The following is a 20,629-nucleotide window of genomic DNA, read 5'->3' as shown; positions in this document are numbered from 1 at the left end:
AATCAATTTTTAAAAAAGGTGCTGTTCACGCCTTTTACGCCAGGTACAACTTTAAAAACCGAACCTGCTAATGGGTATTGTTTTAATTCTTCTTCCGTCATATCTAATCTTGCTGAGGTTATATAAAGTGTTTCTAATTTGTCGCCTCCAAAGGCACAAGATGTAATGTTATGAGCAGGAACTTGAATTCGCTGAAGTACTTTTCCTGTTTTTGGATTAAAGCGAATAACGGCATTGCCATTCCACATACCAACCCAAACCATGTCTTCTTCATCTATAGTCATTCCGTCAGGAAAACCTAAATTTTCAGGAATTTCAACAGCAACTCTTCCATTAAATATTTCACCTGTTTCATTATTAAAATCATACGCTTTAATTTGTGATGTTGGTGTATCTATGTAATACATTGTTTTTTTGTCTGCTGTCCAAACAATACCATTAGAAATAGTAACACTATCTATTTTGGTTTCAATATTAGGTTCATTAGTAATACAAAAAAGTTTAGCCTCTCCTTTGGTTTGACTAAAATGCATAGAACCTACCCAAAACCTGCCTGAAGGATCACACTTACCATCATTTAACCTTCTACCTTTTAAGGCGTCTTTCATGTTTAAAAATATAGAAGTTGTCCCTGTTTCTAAGTCTATAGTATGAATACCATCTTCTAATGCTATTAAAGCCTCTTTGCTGTTTTTTGGAACAACAGTTCCTATTCTAGATGGTGTTTCTAAAACCTTATTTAAATTAGTTTTTGGGTTGTAAATATTTAAAGATTTACCTTCTATATCTATCCAATAAAGCTCTTTGGTTTTATAATTCCAAATAGCACCTTCACCTAATTCAGCTTTTGTTTGGTAGGCTAAAATAACTTTGTTTTCTTCTGTAGTATTCATTTTATCACTCATAGCTCCACAACCTAATAAAGTTCCGGAAAGTAAAACATAGAGAAAATATTTTAGCATAAAGTTATGGTTTAATTGCTGTTTTTTGATTTTGAAAAAAGCCAAGACAATAATTCTGGCTCATTAAATGCTTTTTTAAATGCGTCTCCATGACCTGTGTTTTTATATTCGGTATAGGTAACATCTGCATCCTGTTCTAATAATAAATTGTACATAGTTCTTGATCCTTCTACAGGGTTCCATTTATCTGTGCTTCCATGAAAAATCCAAAAGGGAATATGCTTTATGTTTTCTATTTGAAAAGGGTCTGAGTAACCTGCCATTGGCACAGCTGCTGCAAACAAATTTGGTTTTCGTGCTGTAAATTCCCAAACACCAAATCCTCCCATAGACAAGCCTATTATATATATTCTGTCTTTATCGATATTCTTATTTTCAATTAGATTTTCTATAAGCTGTAAAGCCGCTTGTCCAGATGCAGAAGATTCGTCATTTAAAATATATGAACCATCTTCCCCTAAGCCATCAAAAGGAGTTTCGGGACTATTGCCAACCCATTTTGCCCATTCTTCATTTTCAGTTTTAGCAGAACATTGTGGTACTACTATATAGCTTGGATATTTAGATTGTAATTGTTTTGAGACAAGAGAGTTTAGATTTGTAACAAATCCAAACTCATGATATGTCTTAGGACTATTATCACTTCCTCTATCTCCTCTTCCGTGCAAAAACACAATGAGAGGTTTTTTCTCAACACTTTGATTATATGGGCTAAATAAACGATAAGGCAACTCTAAATTGTTACTCGCCTTAAACGTGTTTTTTACTAATAATTCATCTATTTTTTCAGGAGTAAGCAACGTTTCATTAGAACCGTTATTACAACCAAAACATAAGAATAAAAGAATAACAACTATTTTCATTTATAGACTTAGCACAACCTTACTTTATATTAATTTTTAATGTTTCAAAAATGTTATTAGAGGCGTTACCTACGTATATATTATAATCTCCCTTCTCTAAATTCCAATCTGAAATTGATTCGTCATAAAAAGCAAGTTTATTCACATCAATAGAAACTTCAATTGTTTCTGATTTACCTTGTTCTAAATTAACTTTAGAAAACCCTTTAAGTTCTTTTAGAGCACGTTTCACTTTAGAATCGGATTTACCAATATAGATCTGAACTACTTCTGCACCTTCACGATTTCCTGTGTTAGAAACTTGGCATGATATCTTTATTTTTTCATCTTTTATATAGCTTTCTTTATCTACAGAAACGTTATCAAACTTAAAATAGGTGTAAGACATTCCGTAACCAAAAGCATATTGAGATTCTATATTTTTAGTATCGTGCCAACGGTAACCAACTAAGATATCTTCTTTATATTCTTGCTTCATATCTACACCAGGATAAGATGTTTCTCCAAATGACATTGCAGCATTATCTTCTAATTTTTTTGGAAATGAAAATGGTAATTTACCAGAAGGATTAACATCTCCACTAATAACATCAGCAATGGCATGGCCAGCCATAGAACCTAAGTACCATGTTTGAATAACGCCATCGACCTGATTTAACCATTCCATTTCAACAGCATTACCTGTAACTAATACAAAACCGACCTTTTTATTAACCGCTTTTACCGCACTTAATAATTCTTCTTGACCAAATGGTAATTTGTATTGTCTTCTATCATCACCTTCGCAATCTTGTAAATGGCTTTTCGTTAAACCACCAACAAACAATACAATATCTGCCTCTTTAGCAACTTGTATAGCTTCTAACTTTAAGGAATCTGCATTATAAGTAGAAGGAACAATTTCATCATATATAGATTTACCAGAATGATAACCCAATGCGTGCGTAATCGTTGCATTTTTATAACGCTCTTGTAACCCTTGTAATGGTGAAATTTCAAATTTTGGTTTTAATTCAGAAGATCCACCACCTGCAGTCATAGATCGTGTTGCATTTTCACCTATTACAGCAATGGTTAATTCTTTTTTATCTTCAATAGGGAAAAAATTATTGTCATTTTTTAAAAGTACAATACCTTCTGTGGCTATTTTTCTAGCAACATCTTGGTGTGCTTTGGTATTAGCACGACCAACAGGACGATTTTCGCTCATATTGGTGCGATACATTAGCCTTAGTATACGTCTTACTTTTTCGTCTACCACAGATTCAGGAATCTCACCAGACTTCAATTTCTCTAAAAATGGCGTTGCTAAATAATATTGACTATAATGATTAGCCGTTGTAAGTCCTAAACCATCTGTACCTGTTCCCATTTCTAAATCTAGGCCAAAATAAGCTGCTTCATCTGTAGTGTGGGCAGAACTCCAATCACTAACAACAACACCATCATACTCCCAATCTCCTTTTAAAATCTTTTTGGTTAACAATTCGTGGTGCGTTGTATATTGTCCTCTAAACTTATTGTAAGCTCCCATTATGGCCCAAACATCTGCTTCCGTAACAACTGCTTTAAAGGCTGGTAAATAGATTTCGTGTAAGGCACGATCACTTACATAAACATCTACTTTATCTCTCCAACGTTCTTGATTATTGAGTGCAAAATGTTTTATACATGCTGCAACACCTGTAGATTGTAAACCTTTTACATATGGTACAACCATAGTAGATGTTAAAAATGGATCTTCACCCATATACTCAAAATTACGACCATTCATTGGTGTCCTATAAATATTTACACCTGGTCCTAATATGATATCCTTTTTTCTATATCGTGCCTCTTCTCCAAGACTAAAACCATATTTATTAGCTAACTCAGGGTTAAAAGTTGAAGCCAAACATGTTAATGCAGGAAATGCTGTAATAGAATCATTTGTCCAACCAGCATAAGCCCAATCATCCCAACTCACCTCAGCTCTTACACCATGTGGTCCGTCTGCCATCCAAATTTCTGGTATACCTAAACGCTCAACCCCTTTTGTACTAAATTTTGATTGTGCGTGGCACATAGCCACTTTTTCTTCTAAAGTTAATAATGGAATTATAGAATCTATTTTAGCTTCTATTTGATTAAAATCTGAAACGTTACTATCTGATTTTTTGGAGTCTTTGTTTTCACAATTAAGAAGTAAAACTATTAGGGAAAGGCATGATGCTATTTTGCAATATTTAGAAACAAAATTCATATAAAATATTTAGTTAATTAGGTTTAAAATAATCTAATTCTAAATGAGAACAAGATTAAACTCTTAGTGAAAGTAAAGCTATATGAAATGAAAATTTTACAGTAAAACTAATGATGCGAACATTAATACATTTGTTGCATAAATCAGCTAAATCTCAATGTTTAATGGGTATAACGCACATCCTCTAATTTTACATAATAAAAAAACACTTAATTGATTAGATTTTTGAAACAACAATTAAACAGTGCTATTCATTAAAAATAAACCTAAAAGTTTCTCATTTTTTAATTTGAATAATAATAAAAGTCTTTAGCTTCCCTATTTTAAAAGCAAAAGACCTTAGCTAAAAACTAAAGTCTTTTTTAAATAATTTTGGTTTTAATACCAGCTATATGGTACCAAGTCTAATTATAGAAATACCTCCAAAATATTAGCATTTTTAGAAGTAAATTTTAAACCATCCGTATTTGCCGGAATCAGTATCGTCTCACCTTTTTTAAGACTTATATTTTGATTCTTATCGTTCATTTGTAAAATACCTTCTACACATATATAAATTACAAAAGAATCGAGCTCCTTTAAATCCCTAAACATTTCACCTTTAATATGAAGAAAATTGGTTTTAAAATATGGTGAATTCACTAATTCATTCTCTGAATTAATCTCTTTTGAATATCTCGATCTATAATCTTCGTAAAAATTAAAGTCTATAGCATTTAATGCCAAATCTGTGTGTAATTCTCTTTTTTTTCCAGTAGTCTTGTCTATTCTATCATAATCATAAATGCGATATGTGATATCAGAGGTTTGTTGAATTTCCGCCAACAAAACACCTGCTCCAATAGCATGAACTCTACCTGTGGGAATATAAAATGTATCGCCTTTATCTACTTTTTCAATATTTAAAATATTACGAAGTGTGGAATTATTAAGATGCTTTTGATAGTTGTCTTTATTGGTAGTTTTATTGAACCCAATAATCAATTCTGCATCTTCTTCAGCTTCCATAACGTACCACATTTCGTTTTTTCCAAACGAGTTGTGACGCTCTTTTGCTAATTCGTTACTAGGATGTACCTGAATTGACAGTGGTGTTTTTGCATCTATAAATTTAATTAACAATGGAAAGTCATTACCAAAAGTTTTATAAACGTTATCGCCAACTAGCTCTCCTTTAAACTCAGTGATTAATTCTTTTAACGATTTTCCTTTTAGAGGACCTTCACTCACTAATGTTTCATTGTTTTCAACATCAGATATTTCCCAAGATTCACCAATAGAATCTTGCGTATAATCTTTATTCAAAACTGTTTTTAGTTTGTCTCCTCCCCAAATTCGATAACTGTAAACTGGATTAAATTTTAAAGGGTATAATTCCATTTATTTTTTAATTTTTTCAATAAATGTTCTAGTCATATTTTCTAAATACTGTGATGTATTTGTCAAAGCATCATCTAGGTCTTTTGCCAGACTCATAATAGAATCGCTATAATTAATTCCCATTGCATTTAATTCATCAGATTGTAAATCGGTACTTCCACAAAAAGCAGCTACTTTTATTTTATGTTTCTTTGCAGAAGATAAAACACCACTTATCGTTTTACCAGACAAGGTTTGGTCATCTAATTTACCTTCGCCTGTAATAATCCAATCTGCAGTCTTAATATTTGCATCAAAATCTGCTATCTGTTTTATGAGGTCAATACCTGGTAAAAGCTCTCCTTTTAAAAAAGCTGTAGCACCTGCTCCCATTCCGCCTGCTGCTCCTGCACCTTCAATATTTTGAGTCTGAATGCTAAAATGTTTGTCTAAAACTTTTGAGAATTTTTGTAATCCAAAATCTAAATATTTAATTTCTTCATCAGAAGCTCCTTTTTGTTTTGCATAGACATATGCAGCTCCATTTGGTCCGTAAAGTGGGTTAGTAACGTCACAAGCAATTTGAAACTTAATAGTACTTAACCTTTTATCTTTAAGAGATTCATCGATTTTATAAATATTAGCAAGTTCTCCACCAATTGGCTTCACTTCATTGTCATTTTCATCTAAAAACCGATAACCTAAGGTTTTCGCCATACCAATACCACAATCGTTTGTGGCACTTCCACCAATCCCTAAAATAATATGTTGAGCTCCTCTATTTATAGCATTAAGAATTAATTCTCCGGTGCCAAAAGTTGTTGTTTCCATACAGTTTTGGTCTTTGGGATGTAAAAGCTTCATTCCTGAGGCTTCTGCCATTTCTATAAAAGCCGTTTTGGTGGCTTCTGAATATAAATAAGAGGCTATAACAGGCTTAAAAATAGGGTTAATAACTTCGGTCTGAATAGCCTCTCCTTTTAAATAGTAGTTAACAACTTCAATTGTACCATCTCCACCATCGGCTAATGGTACTTTTATAACTTCTGCGTTTAATGAAGCTTTTAAAATTGGTTCAATGATATTACAGAATTCAAGTCCTGTAAGTGAGCCTTTGTATTTGTCTGGTGCTAAAATAATTTTCATGAATGATACATCTAACTTAACATGCTTGGAAGAAAATAACTCACCACAAGAATTAAGATGAAAAATGACATTAAAATAACGCTCTCTTTCTTCAATAAATCTTTTGTGTTAAACGAATACGATAAATCCATTTTCTTAGCTGGTATTTTACTCGTTAATTTGCTCACTATTATTGCCATTACTATAGCTATAACAAAGCCTGTTAGGTTATACCAAATCCAAAACAAATCGGGAATATTATTAATACCTAATTCAGCTAAAGCTACATGAATAGAACCATCGCCAGAATAGAAATTTCCTTGACTAAAGAAATACACTAACTCTGGTAAGTATTTAAATATTAGATTGACAACCACAGCTGTTATTATTGCTACATTCATCCCAATATGGTTTACTTTCTTTAAAAAGATTGCAATCACAAAAGCTGCCAATATTGGTCCATAAAATAAAGATGAAATAGCATTAATTAACTCAATCACTGTGCTTTCACTATTACCGAAAAGATAGGCTGCCAAAATACAGACAACTCCCCAAAATACCACCAAACCTTTTGATAAAAGCATGTATTTTTTTTCGGAAAGTTTCTTTTCTCCACTATTAAAAAAGTCTTCTATAGTCACAGCACTTAATGAATTAATTGTGGAACTCAATGATGACATTGCTGCAGACATAATACCAACCATTAATATTCCGATAAGTCCATTTGGTAAATATTTAGTTATAAAAACAGGAACCATTAAGTCTGGTTTAATACCAGATTTTGCATATTCTGCAGGATAATGAATACGTGTTGTTTCTTTAATACTTTCGTAAAATTCTGGAACGTTGCTTACTAAATAGCCAATCACTAATCCCATAATACAATACACTAAAACTACCGGAAACCTAAGCAGTCCGTTTGCTAATAATAGTTTTCTTATAGTCCCTTCATTTTTTGCAGAAAGCAAACGTTGTGCTTGTGTTTGGTCAGTACCATAATAAGATAGGTATAAAAATAAACCACCTAAAAGCATTGGCCAAAATCCATATTCTTCTCCATCAAAAAAACCAAGATTAGAAAAATCAATGACCTGAAGTCGTTCTGGATCAAAACCTTTAAAAGTTCCGGTATCTTTCATTAATGAATACCCAACAATAAGACATATTATTAAGCCCGAAAACAAAATAATCATCTGTATAGCATCTCCCCAAACCACAGCTTTCATTCCGCCTTGATAAGAGTACACAAGTGTTACAACACTTATAATAAGTAACGTCCAATGAAAACTTATACCAACGACAGACTGAATAATTAAAGCCATAGTAAAAACCATAACTCCAGTACCTAAAGCACGACTAATTTGGAAAACAACACTTATAAGTTTTCTTGTAGATTTTGAAAAACGACGTTCTAAATATTCATAAATACTTACAATTCCTGATTTGTATAATGGCGGAATTATAAAGAACATAATACCAATCATAGCTAATGGTACACCAAACTCAAAAGTTAACCATTTCATTCCACCATTAGCTTTTAGACCAACAAATGCTGGTGCAGAAATAAAACTAATAGCAGATAATTGCGTTGCCATTGTAGATAAACTTAATGGAAACCATCCAAGGCTTTTGCCTCCTAGAAAATAATCTTTTGAATTCTTATTTTCCTTAAAAAAATAACCCATAGCCATAAAGCCAATGAGGTAAATTGCAATTATTGTATAATCTAACCAATTCATGTTAATTTATTTTTTAACTGTACTCTAATTGAATCTTTCCATTCGTCTTTTAGAATACTCATTAACACAGCATCAGTTCTTCCGATGCCATCTATACTTGGAAACATATTTCGTAATACACCTTCATTTTTGCAGCCAACACTAAGCATTGCTGCTATACTTACTTCATTATCACTATAGGCTCCAAAACCTATCCTTTCTACTTGCAATTTATTGAAAGCAAAATCGAATAATAAATACTTTACGTTTTTATTCAATTTAGTTCCTTGGAAATCTTTACCAAGCCAAGTATGCCCAAGTTTAATAGTATTTAATTCTTCAGAATAGTCATAAAGTCTTGTACAACCAGCAAATTGCTTTTTTGATTTGTCGTAAATTACAAATGGATACTCCTTTTTTAGATTTCTATAATTTATCGCAGAAATCACATAATTTGTTAATGATTCGATATTATTTCCTTTTTCAAAAAAATGAATCCAAATACTCTCTTCTTTTGAAATTTTAATTAATTCTTTTATATGAGATATTTGTAAGGGTAACAACCTTACTCTTTCATTTTCTAAAATATAATCTTCAGAAAAGTTAAGAATCATCATATTAAAAAATTAACGCTTCAATAAGTCGATTAACAAAGCAGCACTCCATGAAAAATTATTACCTCCATAACCTGCATTTTCGGTTATTTCTTTTCTTGAATCAAAATATTCGTAAAAACCATAGCGTTCTATTAATTGAATAGAATCGTCTTTCACACGATTTGCGATATCATAAAAACCGTAAGATTTTAAGCCTTTAAAAAGTAACCAATTTAGGTTGATCCAAACTGGTCCTCTCCAATATTTTTTAGGATTAAATCTATCACTATCTGGATCAAAAGATGCACATAAGTATCTATCTTCACTACCAAATTTATCCATCATTGTTTTTACAATAATCTCTGCTCTTTCCTGATTAGGAATGTCTGCAAAAATCGGTGCAAAAGATGATGATGATAAAAACTCTATCTGCTTTTCGTTTCTAAGATCGTAATGCACATATGCGCCAAGTTTTTCATTAAATAACTTTTCATTAAATCTTGCAATAGCTTTTGTTTGCCACTGACGTAATGTTTTTATTTTATCTTCAGAATCACCAATCAGCTCATAAAGTTCAATTAATGCGGCATTAGATTTAATTAACATGGCATTAAAAAGTGGGTCTTGAACTAAAAAAGGTGAAAGCTCTGCTATTTTAGCTTCATCGTAATTATGCGCTTTGGCAATTTCTATAAGGTGCAAATAGTAATCGTATTCTCTGTTTGTTGGTCTTTGTGCCGCATCAACATGGGTTGTATCTCTACGTTCAAATTTATAATTTGGTGGATCCATTGTATCCCAAATATCATCCCAAATTGGTGAGTTGTCTGTACCTGATTCCCAATTGTGATAAATAAAAACTAAACCTTCTTGGTTTGGGTCTCTATGTGTATAGAAATGTTGATGATTATTAAATACCTTATCTATATTTTGCTTTATGAAATTGAGGATATCAGCTTTGTCTTCAATAATGTCATACATTTCCTTTAACACAAAACCTAAAACAGGTGGTTGCGTCATACCTGTAGTTCTGTGACTTTTTGAAGCTAAAGGATGTAATTTAGACTGATGAAATTCAGGCCCTGGAAAATAAGTATCACTATCGTTATGAAAAATGATATGTGGTATAAATCCATTTTCCCATTGTGCACTTAATAAAGCTTCTACCTCTCGTTTGGCTTTGTTAGTATCATAATGTGCAAATCCTACAGCAATAAAACCAGAATCCCAGTTCCATTGAAAAGGATACAACCCTTCACATGGTATTGTAAAACCTTTGTCTTCTCTAAAATTATTATTGAGAACTTCTTCTGCCTTCTTAATTAAGCTATTATCTATCATTGTAAATTGTGAATTTTAAAAGAAAGCATTGACATAAAATCTAATCAATCTATGCCAACGCTTCCGAACTAAACTAAACTAATCAATCTTAAAAATTAAATGTTGTTGTTAGGAAAAATCGTCGTGGTAAAATTGGACGTCCAACAAAGAAATCTCCGTCACCAGACTGTCCTGCAATACCAGCTCTTGGGTTACCTTCGGTAAGACCAGCACTATCAAAAAGATTAAAGACTGAGAAACCAACTCTAAGGCTATTATTTCCTTGTGTTTCAAAAGTGTAACCTGCACCTAACCTTGCTATTGTAATAGCATCTAACTCTACGTTGTTAGAATCATCTGTAAATTTTGCTCCTGTATGGTTGAAAGAAAATAAAGCATCAAACTTTTGGTTATCATAGTTTAAACCAAGAGAACCTAAAAATTTTGGCTGTCTTCCAATCTCATTTCCTTCGTTAATTGTTACAATACCACCATTTACTAAATCTTCAGTTTGGTTAGTTGTGATTTCATGGTTTTGATAAGTAAGTGTTGCAGATGCTGATAGGTCATCAGTAAATCTATAATTACCTGTAGCTTCTAAACCAATGGTTCTCGTAGATTGCTCACTTCTTGCTTGGTCAACTAATTGTCCTCCAGAAATTGCTTGATCTATACGAATACGATCACTTAAGCCTACATAATAAACTGCTGCAGACCCTGAGAATTTAGAGGTCCCAAATTTAGCTCCTAATTCACCTTGTAAAATAGTCTCTGCTTCGTAATTAGTATCTCTTATTCCTGGTGTTGGTGCAAATCCTCTTTGTTGAGGAAAGAAAAATCCGCGAGAGAAGTTTGCGTATAAATTTGTAACATCTGTTAGCTCATATAAACCAGCTAATGATAGTGCCCAATCTGTAGCTTCTATTTCTCCCGTTACGAAACTTCCGTCTGCAAATTGAACATTTCGTAATGCACTTGTTAATTCTGTATTACCATAAACTTCAGATTCTTCTATACTTCCTTTTCTAAACGTACCTTTTGTAGACTCTATACGTAAACCTACATCAAAACGCCATCTATCAAACTTCATTTCATCTGTGATATAAAACGCACTTCTACTTTGTGTTAAAAAGTTATTAGATGTCATACCAATTCTGTTATACAATCCTCCGTCGGAGTAAATAACATTTGCTCCACCTACGTCTGTGTAACTTAAATTTACTAAGCGTGGATTATTATTAAATTCTGAAAGCACTCTATATTGGTAGTTTACATCTTCTGCTTCAGTACTAGCTAAAAACGTACCTACAGTGTAAGTATGATTGCCGTTATCTGAATTTAAGATTAAACTAGCTTCACCAGAATAATCTGTCATTGGTCTTAAACGGTCTACATGTAAATTTTCAATAACTAAATCGTTACCGTTTATTTGCTCACCTGAACCTCCTTGGTATGTTGCGTTAGCTCCAAGGTTACCTGGTGCAACAGCAGCTATATAATTATTAAGTGTAATAGGATTACCATAAGTGCCGTTTCCGCCTACATATAAAGCAAAATTGTGTTGATAGTTAGCGTACTTAACTTTAGATTTAAACTTTAAATTATCATTAAGGTTATAATCAAAATCAGCTAAAAGGTAACCACCTTTTGTATGTACACCATCATCAATCGGACTGTTATAAACACCTCCTGGAGTTAAAAATGATGTATTGGCTAATTCGCCAGATAATAACTGTTCAACATCTTCTCCATCATTACCAGCAATACGGTCTCTTGATCCTCCTTCTAATGGTAATGGTAAAAAGAATTGTGCTCTATCATTAATAAATTGTCCATGAATAGTGAAAGAACCATTCTCAAATTTTTGCTTAATATTTGCTCTTAATTGAAAACCTCTTGTATCTAAACCTGTATCGATAGGACCTCTATCTTTTCTTACAAAACCAGTAACAGCATAGTAGGTGTTAGAATCTTCACCACCTAGTTTACCTCCAGAATAGAAATCGGTTTTTAATCTTCCGGTATCTCCATATTCTAAGTTAATAATATTTTCTTCGTTGGTATCACCTGTTTTACTTGTGTAATTAATAATACCAGCAACAGAACCTGCTCCATAAAGTACAGCAGCTCCACCTCTAACAAATTCTACACCTTTAAATCCAATATCTGGACGTGCATACACATCATGCGCAGATGAGTTTAAACCAAATGTGCTCATTAAGGGCATTCCATCATACTGAAGTGGATTAAAAACGTATTGACCTCCAGAAGGTAATCCTCTAACAAATAAATTGGTCGCTGTTTCACCACCACCACCTTCAGCAGTAATACCAGGAATACTTCTTAAAATATCCGCTTGGCTATTAGCAGACAACTTTGTAATTTCTTGTTGTTTTAAAGAACTAATAGACATTGGTGTGTCTTTTTGCGATCTAAACGTTGATGATGCTGTTAAGACCACTGTATCTAAGGCATTACCACCTTCATTTAATTTGGCATTTACTGTAAGGTCACTACCTGTACAGTTAATAGTTTTTTCAAACGTCTCAAAACCTACGTAAGAAATTTGAATAATGTGTTCACCTGTTAAATCGGTAGAAAAGCTAAAGTTTCCTTCAAAATCAGTTACAGTACCAGAAGTACTTCCTTTAATAATAACATTAGCACCTATAATAGGCATATCTAATGCATCTGTTACTTTTCCGCTTATTTCCGTTTGCGAAAAAGCAGAGAATGCACTTAGAGCGAGTGCAATTGTGAGTAATAATTGTTTCATTGGTAATATAGTTTTGTTGTTTATATGGTAAATTTATTGTCAAATCGTTAAGTTTGTTCTATAAAAATTACGAAATCATTAAGCAAACGTTTGCGGTAACGTTTGCAATGCTGTTTTTATTAATTTATGATATGAAAAAAAAAGTCACAACACTAAAAATGCTAGCTCAAAACCTAGAACTATCAATCTCAACAGTTTCTAGAGCACTAAATGATCATCCAGATATTAGCAGTGCAACAAAAGAAAAGGTAAAGCGATTAGCGCTAACCATGAATTATACTCCAAATATTTTTGCTAAAGGATTTCGTAATCATAAATCGAATATTATTGGTGTTATTGTTCCTAACGTTACACACTATTTCACCTCAACCATTATTCGTGGTATTCTTGAGGAAGCGTCTTTACTTGGATATCGTGTTATTATTTCTGAATCGAATAATGATGTAATTAAACAAAAGGACATGTTTAATACTATGTTGCAGTTTGGCGTAGATGGTATTTTGGCTTCTTTAACGAAAATGACAAAAGAAATTGATCACATATTGCCAATCATTAATACCGTTCCTTTAATTCTATTTGATAAAGTATCTAATAAAATACCTTGTACGCAAATCACTATCAATGATGAAGAAGCCGCTTTTAAAGCCATTGAACATCTTATTAATATTGGTAAAAAGAGAATTGCAATTATTAAAGAAAGAGAGTTTTCTTATACCTCTGAAAAAAGATATGCTGGATATTTGAGAGCCTTAAAAGCACACCAAATAGAAGTTGATGAAAAAATAATTATAAGTGTTGATGATATTTCATTAATACAAGGCAAAAGAATGACTAACATTTTATTAAGTCTCAAAAAAAAGCCAGACGCCATTTTTGCAATAACAGATACTGCTGCTATTGGTGTTATTAAAACATTAAAAAAGCTAAACATAAAAATTCCTGAAGATATTGCTGTAGTAGGTTTTAGTAATTCTATTAACTCCACGATTATTGAACCGAAGTTAACAACTATAAATCAACCAGGAAATTTAATAGGCAAAACGGCTATAAAATATTTAATAAAAGAAATTGAAAGTGACGCTGTAGATGAAATTCCTGTAAATAAAACTGTAGAAATTAAAACAGAGTTAATTGTGAGAGATTCAACTTTTAACATCGCTTAATGTAAATTAAGAACGAAACGGTCCTATACATGAATAAAAAAACCTCAACAATCATAATGATTATTGAGGTTTTTAAGTTGTGGTCCCACTTGGGCTCGAACCAAGGACCACCTGATTATGAGACGGATTATTTTAGTTTTCATTTAGCAATATTTAGCACCTTATGTATTCACTATCAGTTATTTATAAGATTTTGTTTTGTTTTTATTTGCATATGATTTACCTTTAAAAGGCAATTTGTTGTACAGATGTTGTACTGATTAAATCTAAGTCTATGTCAACCGTAAAAACCGTATTGAGAAAAACAGTACTTGCTGATGGTAGTTATCCCATCTCTTTAAGAGTGTCGAAAGATAGAAAATCGAAATATTTTAAAACAATATTTAGAGCATTCCCGATGGAGTGGAATCAAACAACAGGGAGCTTTACCAGTAAGAATTCAAATAATATCCAAAATAACAGGTTACTTCTTAAATTCAAGGATAGAGCGTTAAAAATTCTTTCCGACTTAGAAATGGAAAAAAGTGATTTCACACTAAAAGATTTTGAAAATCGCTTTAGACTTGTGTCTAATCCAGTATATCAAAATGTTTTTTATTTTTGGGATGAAATTATTAGTGAAATGATCTATGCAGGAAGAACAGGCAATGCACGCGTAAATAAAGAAGTGTTCGCTTCTTTAAATTTATTTCATAAAAGCACTAGACTTAATTTTAAAGACATCACCCCTTCCTTTTTAAATAAATATGAAGCCTTCTTAAGGTCAAGAGGAGGAAGCGATGGTGGCATAGGTGTGCGAATGAGAACCATAAGAGCACTATATAACTTTGCTATTGAAAGAAAAATAGCTAAAGAACAGGACTATCCCTTTAAAATTTATAAGGTTTCAAAACTAAAAGGTAAAAATCTCAAAAAGGCTTTAAGAATGGAAGAAATCCTTCAAATTAGAGATTTCGACTTAGCAAGATATCCACGGTACGTCAATACCAGAAACTATTTCATATTTAGTTTTTACACTAGAGGAATGAACTTTGTGGATATGATGAAACTTGAGTGGAAAGCAATTAACAATGATAAAATATATTATACGAGATCTAAAACTAAAGGGAATTTCAAAATTAAAATTCTACCCCCTGTTCGAGAGATTTTGAATTATTATAAAGCCTTTGCAATTGATACTAAATATGTATTTCCTATTCTTTTAAAAAACAACTTGACCCCTCCACAATTGGAAAACAGAAAACATAAAACCCTTCAGCGCTATAACAAAGAATTAAAAGAGATTGCCGAAATATGTGGAATTGATAAACCCATAACCAGCTATGTCGCCAGACATAGTTTTGCTAACTGTTTAAAACAAAAAGGGGTAGCGACCGATATTATTAGTGAATCCATGGGCCATCAAAACCTCAGTATCACACAAACTTATCTTAAAGAATTTGACAATTCAGTTTTAGATAATGCGATCGAAATTTTGGTTTGAAGGTGAATTTAATTTTGCAAGATGACCAATATTTGTAAGGACTTAACTGTGGCAATTCATAATGAAAATTGATAGATTTCAGTAGCCACTAAAAAATCCTATTTTAACACTAATCTTTTTAGATTTCAAAAACAAACACACTACTTTTGCCCTCTAATTTAAAAAAAATCATGAAAGAATTAATTGAAAAAATCAACACAGAAATTGAAACATTCAAAAAAGAATCAACTTCATTAATTGAAAATGGAGTAAAAGCAGCTGGGCCAAGAGCACGTAAATCAACTTTAGGACTAGAAAAACTATTAAAAGAATTTAGAAAAGTCTCTATAGAAGATGCTAAAAAATAAATAGCCGCAAACAAACTGCCCTCTGATTTTCTAGAGGGCTTTTTTTATAAGCAACTTTGAAAATATCACAAGTATTAAAAAAACCTTGAGAATACAACAATACTAAAACACAAAATTTCTTTAATTCAAGAGCTATTGAAAAATTGAATTTTCATTCGGAACATTCCGCACATTATTATGCTGGTGAATACTTAAAATAAAAAGGGGTAGCTACCAATATTATTAGCGAATCTATGGGCCATCAAAATATCAGCCTCTCACAAACTTATCTTAAGGAATTTAATAATTGATAAGTAATCTTTTCAGTTCCTTCATATTGAAAGTATGCTTTTTGGGGTTACTTTCCTTAAGTGATTGTAAGTTTTGAAGTTTCCATTGTATGGCCGGAAACTTTTCAAAATCATAAACGCTCCAATCCGGAGACGTGTTTTCAAAATTCACAATAAATTTCTTATCACTTTCGGTTAGTTCTTCCTGTATATTTTCAATTAGCTTTTCCCTTGTTTGCTCAAAATCCACATACGAAAAAAGCCTTTCTGTCATACCCATAAATTGGTTTTCAAAAGCTTGTTCTTGATTGATTAAATTTGGAAATAATACTTCTTTAATAGGTCTTTTGCTACTCAGCAATGTAAAGATAAAACCTTCTTTTATTTCTTCTGTAAACCCTTCATTGTCTAACAAATCCTTTACATCAAATAAATCTCTTGGATGTTGTCTATCCAACGCAGCAACTATTTTTCCACCATACAATTGTCCAAACGAAACTCCTTGAATTGAACAAAAGACATCGAAATCTTCTTGCGCTTTATTGCATAAAACCAAAGTACTCGTATCACCCAATAAACCTCTGATGCCTTGATTTACTTCAATTTTAATTAAAGCACCTTTATCACTTATCTGTAATTTTAGCTTGTCCTTTTGATGTTCGATCAATAAATTTGGAAAAATTGTATTCAAGCGTTTCTTTATTTCTCCTAAGGCATTATTAATATTAGAAAAAGAAGTTGTTCTATTTTCTATAGGTATATATGTTAAATCAATATCAACTGACAACCTAGACATATCCCTTACAAATAAATTGATAGCCGTACCCCCATGAAGAGCAAAGCATTTTTCTTTTGCTACTTCAGGAATTACACTTAGAAGTAATCGCACTTGATGCTTATAATTATTCATCCACCAAATTTTTAGGAATTGTAATTTTATATTTTGGATCATATACGCCATCGGCGACAATTTGTCGTTTCCCCTTTCCCAAGTCAATGTTCTCAACGCTTACAAATTCTAACCACGGATGTCGACACTTATTAGCCAGATATAAAAACAATCGTTTTACTTTTACTGATTTACAAGCTTCGAGCAATGGCTGTACTTGATTAGGACGCAAATTATTCAAACCTTCCATGAGTTCATAGCATTCCTTTAAATCTTGCTTTTTAGGAGCTAAATACAAACACTCCATTATTGCTCGTGCTGCACCTGATACTTTTATAGAAAATCCATTTATTTCAACTTCTGTAAAACCAAAATCAGCAGGCAAGAATGATGTAGGATAATAGTTTAACTTCATTTCCCAATTATAATTTGTCAACCAAGAAGGAATTCGCTCGTTTTCATTTCCAAAAAGAATATACTGTTGTCTTGAAAATTCCAGATAATGAGCCTTTCCTAATAGATTTAAAGCTGATTTTCCGCCCGGATGAATACTAACATGACTTTGTGATTGTAATGCAAAAACAGCTCCTTCTATGGTTGCTGAATCTCCACTTCTCACATATGCTCCATTATTTAGAGAAGTAATCCAATTACTCTTTTTATATCGGCTCAATAACTGATGAGAATATCCGTTTTCCACTAACCACGATGTAAGATACACAGCGTTTTGTGGCCAACCACGCAAAAGAGAGTTTATTTTATGTTCTTTTTCTAAACTCATAGTGTAGTATTATTTACAAATATAAACCAAAGATATAAACTAGTTTATAATTACCAAAATAAAGAAACTAATAGTTTATCCCATTGATTAAATTTAAACTATTATCTCTCATGTGTCTTATAAGTATTTAACAAAGGGTTGAAGTGTAAATTTGAATGAAATGACAAAAGAAGGTGTGATATTAAACATTTATTAATGACTTCATTTTTACATAGAAATCAATTAACCCAGTCTTATAAAGGTTATGATCTATTCAGCTGTTTAATTATGGTCAGGGTCATTCTTTTTTAATATGGTCTTAATTTTCGATACAAAATATTACACTATACTATTGCTAGGGGTTAAGGCTTTATGTGTGTTACAAATGTGATAGAAAAAGAGTTAATTTAATCAATAAAAAGACAACAAGTACAAATAATTAAGCATAAAAATTATATGTATTGAATTTACAGCTTATATTTTAAGATTATAAGCCATTAGCAAAAATCAAAATGAATTTAATAGGCTTCCAAGAGACTGCCTTAGCTTGTTGTAAGCAATACGCTTTTGGGATTTAACGGTGTTTTTGCTTATAGAGAGTTCTTCAGCTATTTCTTTATTAGTATAGGCATTTAGAGTTAGTCTAATAACAGCTTCACTTTTTTTGGGCAGATGCTTAATGGCGGTCTCTAGCTGGTCATAGGTATCAATAAGTGTTAATTGGGTATAGAAAAATTCATCACTTAACATATGGTCAAAGTCAATATCAGGAGATTGAACCATACTTCTATGATATTTACTTTTAAGATAGTCTAAACAACGGTTTCTAACTGATTTATACAGTAAGGATTTTATAGCAAAAAAGTTTGGATATTCGATTTTTCGTTCCCAAATCTTGATAAATACCTCTTGTACAATATCCTTAGACGTATCAATATCATTAAGGTATTTGTTAGCAAACAGGCACAAAGGCGGATAAAGGGTATCAAAAAGCGACCTATACCCTTCAATGCATTTTGGATGTATTTTATCCTTGGACATATTCCATAGTATTTAACGGGAATGGTTTAGATTTTCCCAAGTAACCATTGAGCGCCAAACTTTACAGTTTATTACGGAAGCCTACCAAACATTTAGTGAAACAGCCCAAAGCTATAAGCGTCCATAAAACAAAGGGCGCGATACTCAACTTAACGAAGTAAAAGTACTGAAGTACTTTACAATGATAAGAGAGTCCACGCCCTGAACGTGAGCCAATCTACTTATCATCTCCATTGTAAAAATTACCAGTTTTCTATTCAGAGACTCTAAGCGATGACTTCAAGTATTTTCTATTCGAAGAATCGCAAATGTAGGTATTCAGGTATAAAAATAATAAAAATATTTAATCATTCGCTAAAGCGAACAGTTATTTTTTGATTATTCATTTGATTTGAAGTGAATACGAACGCATGATTGAAGGTAAAAGAAATAAGAATGAACTAAATAAAGCTAATACTTTAGTAAATAAGTATTTATGCAACTTCATATCTGAAAAATTCTTACAATCATATTACGACCAAAGTGGGAATTCGATTTCCCAAAACAAATATGCGTATTTATGTGGCTTATCTTCATCAACTCTAAGCAAGTTAAAAAGTTCGGATGGGTATGATATTCCAATGACTACGATCTATAATATTTGTAGACATGAAAAGTATTCCTTAAAAAAATTCTTTAAAGAGTTCGAACTTATGTATGGTATAAACATACCTGAATAAACTTCAAATTCCGAGGTTATAAACCTAAAGATAAATTTACATACAAATATTTTACTTTTTACGCTTGATACAATATATAACTATTCTATTAAACACTATATCTTCCGAGTTATGAGGTGTAAATTGGGTGTAGTTTTTTGTTTTCTTTTAATTAATTTTACAACGGTAACTTCACAATTTAGGTTCTCAAGGTTAAATGGATTGCTATTTTAGTATAGCATTTACAGGATAAAGACATTTTTTGCTCCTCGTCAGCTTGTTGTGAATTGCTTTCAGATTACTATTTTAGTATAGCATTTACAGGATTTTAATTAGATGTAAAATCTTCTAGTGGGTTGTGAATTGCTTTCAGATTACTATTTTAGTATAGCATTTACAGGAATGGCTAAAAAAAAGGAACGTTCTGCTGGGTTGTGAATTGCTTTCAGATTACTATTTTAGTATAGCATTTACAGGAATAAGCCTTCAGTAAATAAGGTGTTATATGTTGTGAATTGCTTTCAGATTACTATTTTAGTATAGCATTTACAGGAAATCAAAGAAGAATTTCTGATCAATATCTGTTGTGAATTGCTTTCAGATTACTATTTTAGTATAGCATTTACAGGTTCTGGTGCTTCTAAATGCTCGCGGTTAGTGTTGTGAATTGCTTTCAGATTACTATTTTAGTATAGCATTTACAGGTTAACTGGTTCTGGTGGTCATTATTATAACGTTGTGAATTGCTTTCAGATTACTATTTTAGTATAGCATTTACAGGAAAAAACTTATCGAGTTTGTGCTTAGTGGCGTTGTGAATTGCTTTCAGATTACTATTTTAGTATAGCATTTACAGGGACGTAATAAATTAACGCCTTACGAGGTGTGTTGTGAATTGCTTTCAGATTACTATTTTAGTATAGCATTTACAGGTTTGGTCATTAAAATACACAACCGGTTCGCGTTGTGAATTGCTTTCAGATTACTATTTTAGTATAGCATTTACAGGGAAATAGAA

Annotated in this window: 15 protein-coding genes and 1 CRISPR repeat array; of the genes, 3 read left to right on the top strand and 12 right to left on the bottom strand. The window is 31.9% G+C overall.

Annotated elements, in window-relative coordinates:
• Positions 1 to 2 precede the first annotated feature (2 nt).
• From Q0807_RS08105 to Q0807_RS08065, 9 genes are all read right to left on the bottom strand, one after another.
• Positions 3 to 962 (bottom strand): SMP-30/gluconolactonase/LRE family protein, encoded by a 960-nt coding sequence (locus Q0807_RS08105; protein ID WP_299108442.1) that lies wholly within the window; start codon positions 960 to 962, stop codon positions 3 to 5.
• Between the two features lie 11 nt (positions 963 to 973).
• Entirely contained in the window at positions 974 to 1,825 is an 852-nt protein-coding gene (locus Q0807_RS08100; protein WP_299108440.1) for a prolyl oligopeptidase family serine peptidase, read from the bottom strand.
• A gap of 19 nt (positions 1,826 to 1,844) precedes the next feature.
• Entirely contained in the window at positions 1,845 to 4,067 is a 2,223-nt protein-coding gene (locus Q0807_RS08095; RefSeq protein ID WP_299108437.1) for a glycoside hydrolase family 3 protein, read from the bottom strand.
• 408 nt (positions 4,068 to 4,475) lie between these two features.
• Positions 4,476 to 5,447, bottom strand: a complete 972-nt coding sequence (locus Q0807_RS08090; protein WP_299108435.1) for a type I phosphomannose isomerase catalytic subunit — start codon at positions 5,445 to 5,447, stop codon at positions 4,476 to 4,478.
• The gene (locus Q0807_RS08085; protein ID WP_299108433.1) at positions 5,448 to 6,572 is read right to left on the bottom strand and encodes a glycerate kinase; all 1,125 of its coding nucleotides are present in this window, start codon (positions 6,570 to 6,572) and stop codon (positions 5,448 to 5,450) included.
• Positions 6,573 to 6,583: 11 nt separating this feature from the next.
• A complete protein-coding gene (locus Q0807_RS08080) occupies positions 6,584 to 8,290 on the bottom strand; it encodes a sodium/solute symporter (protein ID WP_299108431.1) in 1,707 nt (568 codons plus the stop codon).
• The gene (locus Q0807_RS08075; protein ID WP_299108429.1) at positions 8,287 to 8,886 is read right to left on the bottom strand and encodes a GNAT family protein; all 600 of its coding nucleotides are present in this window, start codon (positions 8,884 to 8,886) and stop codon (positions 8,287 to 8,289) included. Before Q0807_RS08075 ends, Q0807_RS08080 begins: the two co-directional genes overlap by 4 nt.
• Positions 8,887 to 8,895: 9 nt before the next feature.
• On the bottom strand, positions 8,896 to 10,206 hold the full coding sequence (locus Q0807_RS08070) for a trehalase family glycosidase (RefSeq protein WP_299108425.1): 1,311 nt from the start codon (positions 10,204 to 10,206) through the stop codon (positions 8,896 to 8,898).
• 88 nt (positions 10,207 to 10,294) lie between these two features.
• Positions 10,295 to 12,961, bottom strand: coding sequence for a TonB-dependent receptor (locus Q0807_RS08065; RefSeq protein WP_299108423.1), 2,667 nt, complete (start codon positions 12,959 to 12,961; stop codon positions 10,295 to 10,297).
• A gap of 131 nt (positions 12,962 to 13,092) precedes the next feature.
• Here Q0807_RS08065 and Q0807_RS08060 point away from each other — a divergent pair, with 131 nt between their 5' ends.
• From Q0807_RS08060 to Q0807_RS08050, 3 genes are all read left to right on the top strand, one after another.
• A complete protein-coding gene (locus tag Q0807_RS08060; RefSeq protein WP_299108421.1) occupies positions 13,093 to 14,124 on the top strand; it encodes a LacI family DNA-binding transcriptional regulator in 1,032 nt (343 codons plus the stop codon).
• 274 nt (positions 14,125 to 14,398) lie between these two features.
• Positions 14,399 to 15,607, top strand: a complete 1,209-nt coding sequence (locus Q0807_RS08055) for a site-specific integrase (protein ID WP_299108418.1) — start codon at positions 14,399 to 14,401, stop codon at positions 15,605 to 15,607.
• Between the two features lie 170 nt (positions 15,608 to 15,777).
• Positions 15,778 to 15,954 carry a histone H1 gene (locus Q0807_RS08050; protein ID WP_299108416.1) on the top strand — a complete coding sequence of 59 codons (177 nt, stop codon included), beginning with the start codon at positions 15,778 to 15,780 and terminating at the stop codon, positions 15,952 to 15,954.
• Positions 15,955 to 16,233: 279 nt separating this feature from the next.
• Here Q0807_RS08050 and Q0807_RS08045 read toward each other — a convergent pair whose 3' ends face one another.
• From Q0807_RS08045 to Q0807_RS08035, 3 genes are all read right to left on the bottom strand, one after another.
• Positions 16,234 to 17,133 (bottom strand): nucleotidyl transferase AbiEii/AbiGii toxin family protein, encoded by a 900-nt coding sequence (locus Q0807_RS08045; protein WP_299108414.1) that lies wholly within the window; start codon positions 17,131 to 17,133, stop codon positions 16,234 to 16,236.
• Complete coding sequence (locus tag Q0807_RS08040; RefSeq protein ID WP_299108410.1) at positions 17,126 to 17,893, bottom strand: type IV toxin-antitoxin system AbiEi family antitoxin; 768 nt, start codon at positions 17,891 to 17,893, stop codon at positions 17,126 to 17,128. The genes Q0807_RS08045 and Q0807_RS08040 overlap by 8 nt, the downstream gene beginning before the upstream one ends.
• A 486-nt stretch (positions 17,894 to 18,379) precedes the next feature.
• Positions 18,380 to 18,913 carry a sigma-70 family RNA polymerase sigma factor gene (locus tag Q0807_RS08035; RefSeq protein WP_299108407.1) on the bottom strand — a complete coding sequence of 178 codons (534 nt, stop codon included), beginning with the start codon at positions 18,911 to 18,913 and terminating at the stop codon, positions 18,380 to 18,382.
• A 977-nt stretch (positions 18,914 to 19,890) separates the two neighbouring features.
• A CRISPR array of direct repeats spans positions 19,891 to 20,620; the repeat unit is 46 nt; unit sequence GTTGTGAATTGCTTTCAGATTACTATTTTAGTATAGCATTTACAGG.
• Positions 20,621 to 20,629 lie beyond the last annotated feature (9 nt).

The organism is uncultured Winogradskyella sp. (assembly GCF_947495255.1).
Classification (GTDB): Bacteria; Bacteroidota; Bacteroidia; order Flavobacteriales; family Flavobacteriaceae; genus Winogradskyella.
The sequence above is the reverse complement of the archived record's forward strand: the minus strand, read 5'-3'. Positions and strand labels throughout refer to the sequence as shown.

Excerpts from the sequence above, each read along its gene's own strand:
- Q0807_RS08105 (WP_299108442.1), bottom strand. The coding sequence starts at position 962 with ATGCTAAAATATTTTCTCTATGTTTTACTTTCCGGAACTTTATTAGGT.
- Q0807_RS08100 (WP_299108440.1), bottom strand. The coding sequence starts at position 1,825 with ATGAAAATAGTTGTTATTCTTTTATTCTTATGTTTTGGTTGTAATAAC.
- Q0807_RS08095 (WP_299108437.1), bottom strand. The coding sequence starts at position 4,067 with ATGAATTTTGTTTCTAAATATTGCAAAATAGCATCATGCCTTTCCCTA.
- Q0807_RS08090 (WP_299108435.1), bottom strand. The coding sequence starts at position 5,447 with ATGGAATTATACCCTTTAAAATTTAATCCAGTTTACAGTTATCGAATT.
- Q0807_RS08085 (WP_299108433.1), bottom strand. The coding sequence starts at position 6,572 with ATGAAAATTATTTTAGCACCAGACAAATACAAAGGCTCACTTACAGGA.
- Q0807_RS08080 (WP_299108431.1), bottom strand. The coding sequence starts at position 8,290 with ATGAATTGGTTAGATTATACAATAATTGCAATTTACCTCATTGGCTTT.
- Q0807_RS08075 (WP_299108429.1), bottom strand. The coding sequence starts at position 8,886 with ATGATGATTCTTAACTTTTCTGAAGATTATATTTTAGAAAATGAAAGA.
- Q0807_RS08070 (WP_299108425.1), bottom strand. The coding sequence starts at position 10,206 with ATGATAGATAATAGCTTAATTAAGAAGGCAGAAGAAGTTCTCAATAAT.
- Q0807_RS08065 (WP_299108423.1), bottom strand. The coding sequence starts at position 12,961 with ATGAAACAATTATTACTCACAATTGCACTCGCTCTAAGTGCATTCTCT.
- Q0807_RS08060 (WP_299108421.1), top strand. The coding sequence starts at position 13,093 with ATGAAAAAAAAAGTCACAACACTAAAAATGCTAGCTCAAAACCTAGAA.
- Q0807_RS08055 (WP_299108418.1), top strand. The coding sequence starts at position 14,399 with ATGTCAACCGTAAAAACCGTATTGAGAAAAACAGTACTTGCTGATGGT.
- Q0807_RS08050 (WP_299108416.1), top strand. The coding sequence starts at position 15,778 with ATGAAAGAATTAATTGAAAAAATCAACACAGAAATTGAAACATTCAAA.
- Q0807_RS08045 (WP_299108414.1), bottom strand. The coding sequence starts at position 17,133 with ATGAATAATTATAAGCATCAAGTGCGATTACTTCTAAGTGTAATTCCT.
- Q0807_RS08040 (WP_299108410.1), bottom strand. The coding sequence starts at position 17,893 with ATGAGTTTAGAAAAAGAACATAAAATAAACTCTCTTTTGCGTGGTTGG.
- Q0807_RS08035 (WP_299108407.1), bottom strand. The coding sequence starts at position 18,913 with ATGTCCAAGGATAAAATACATCCAAAATGCATTGAAGGGTATAGGTCG.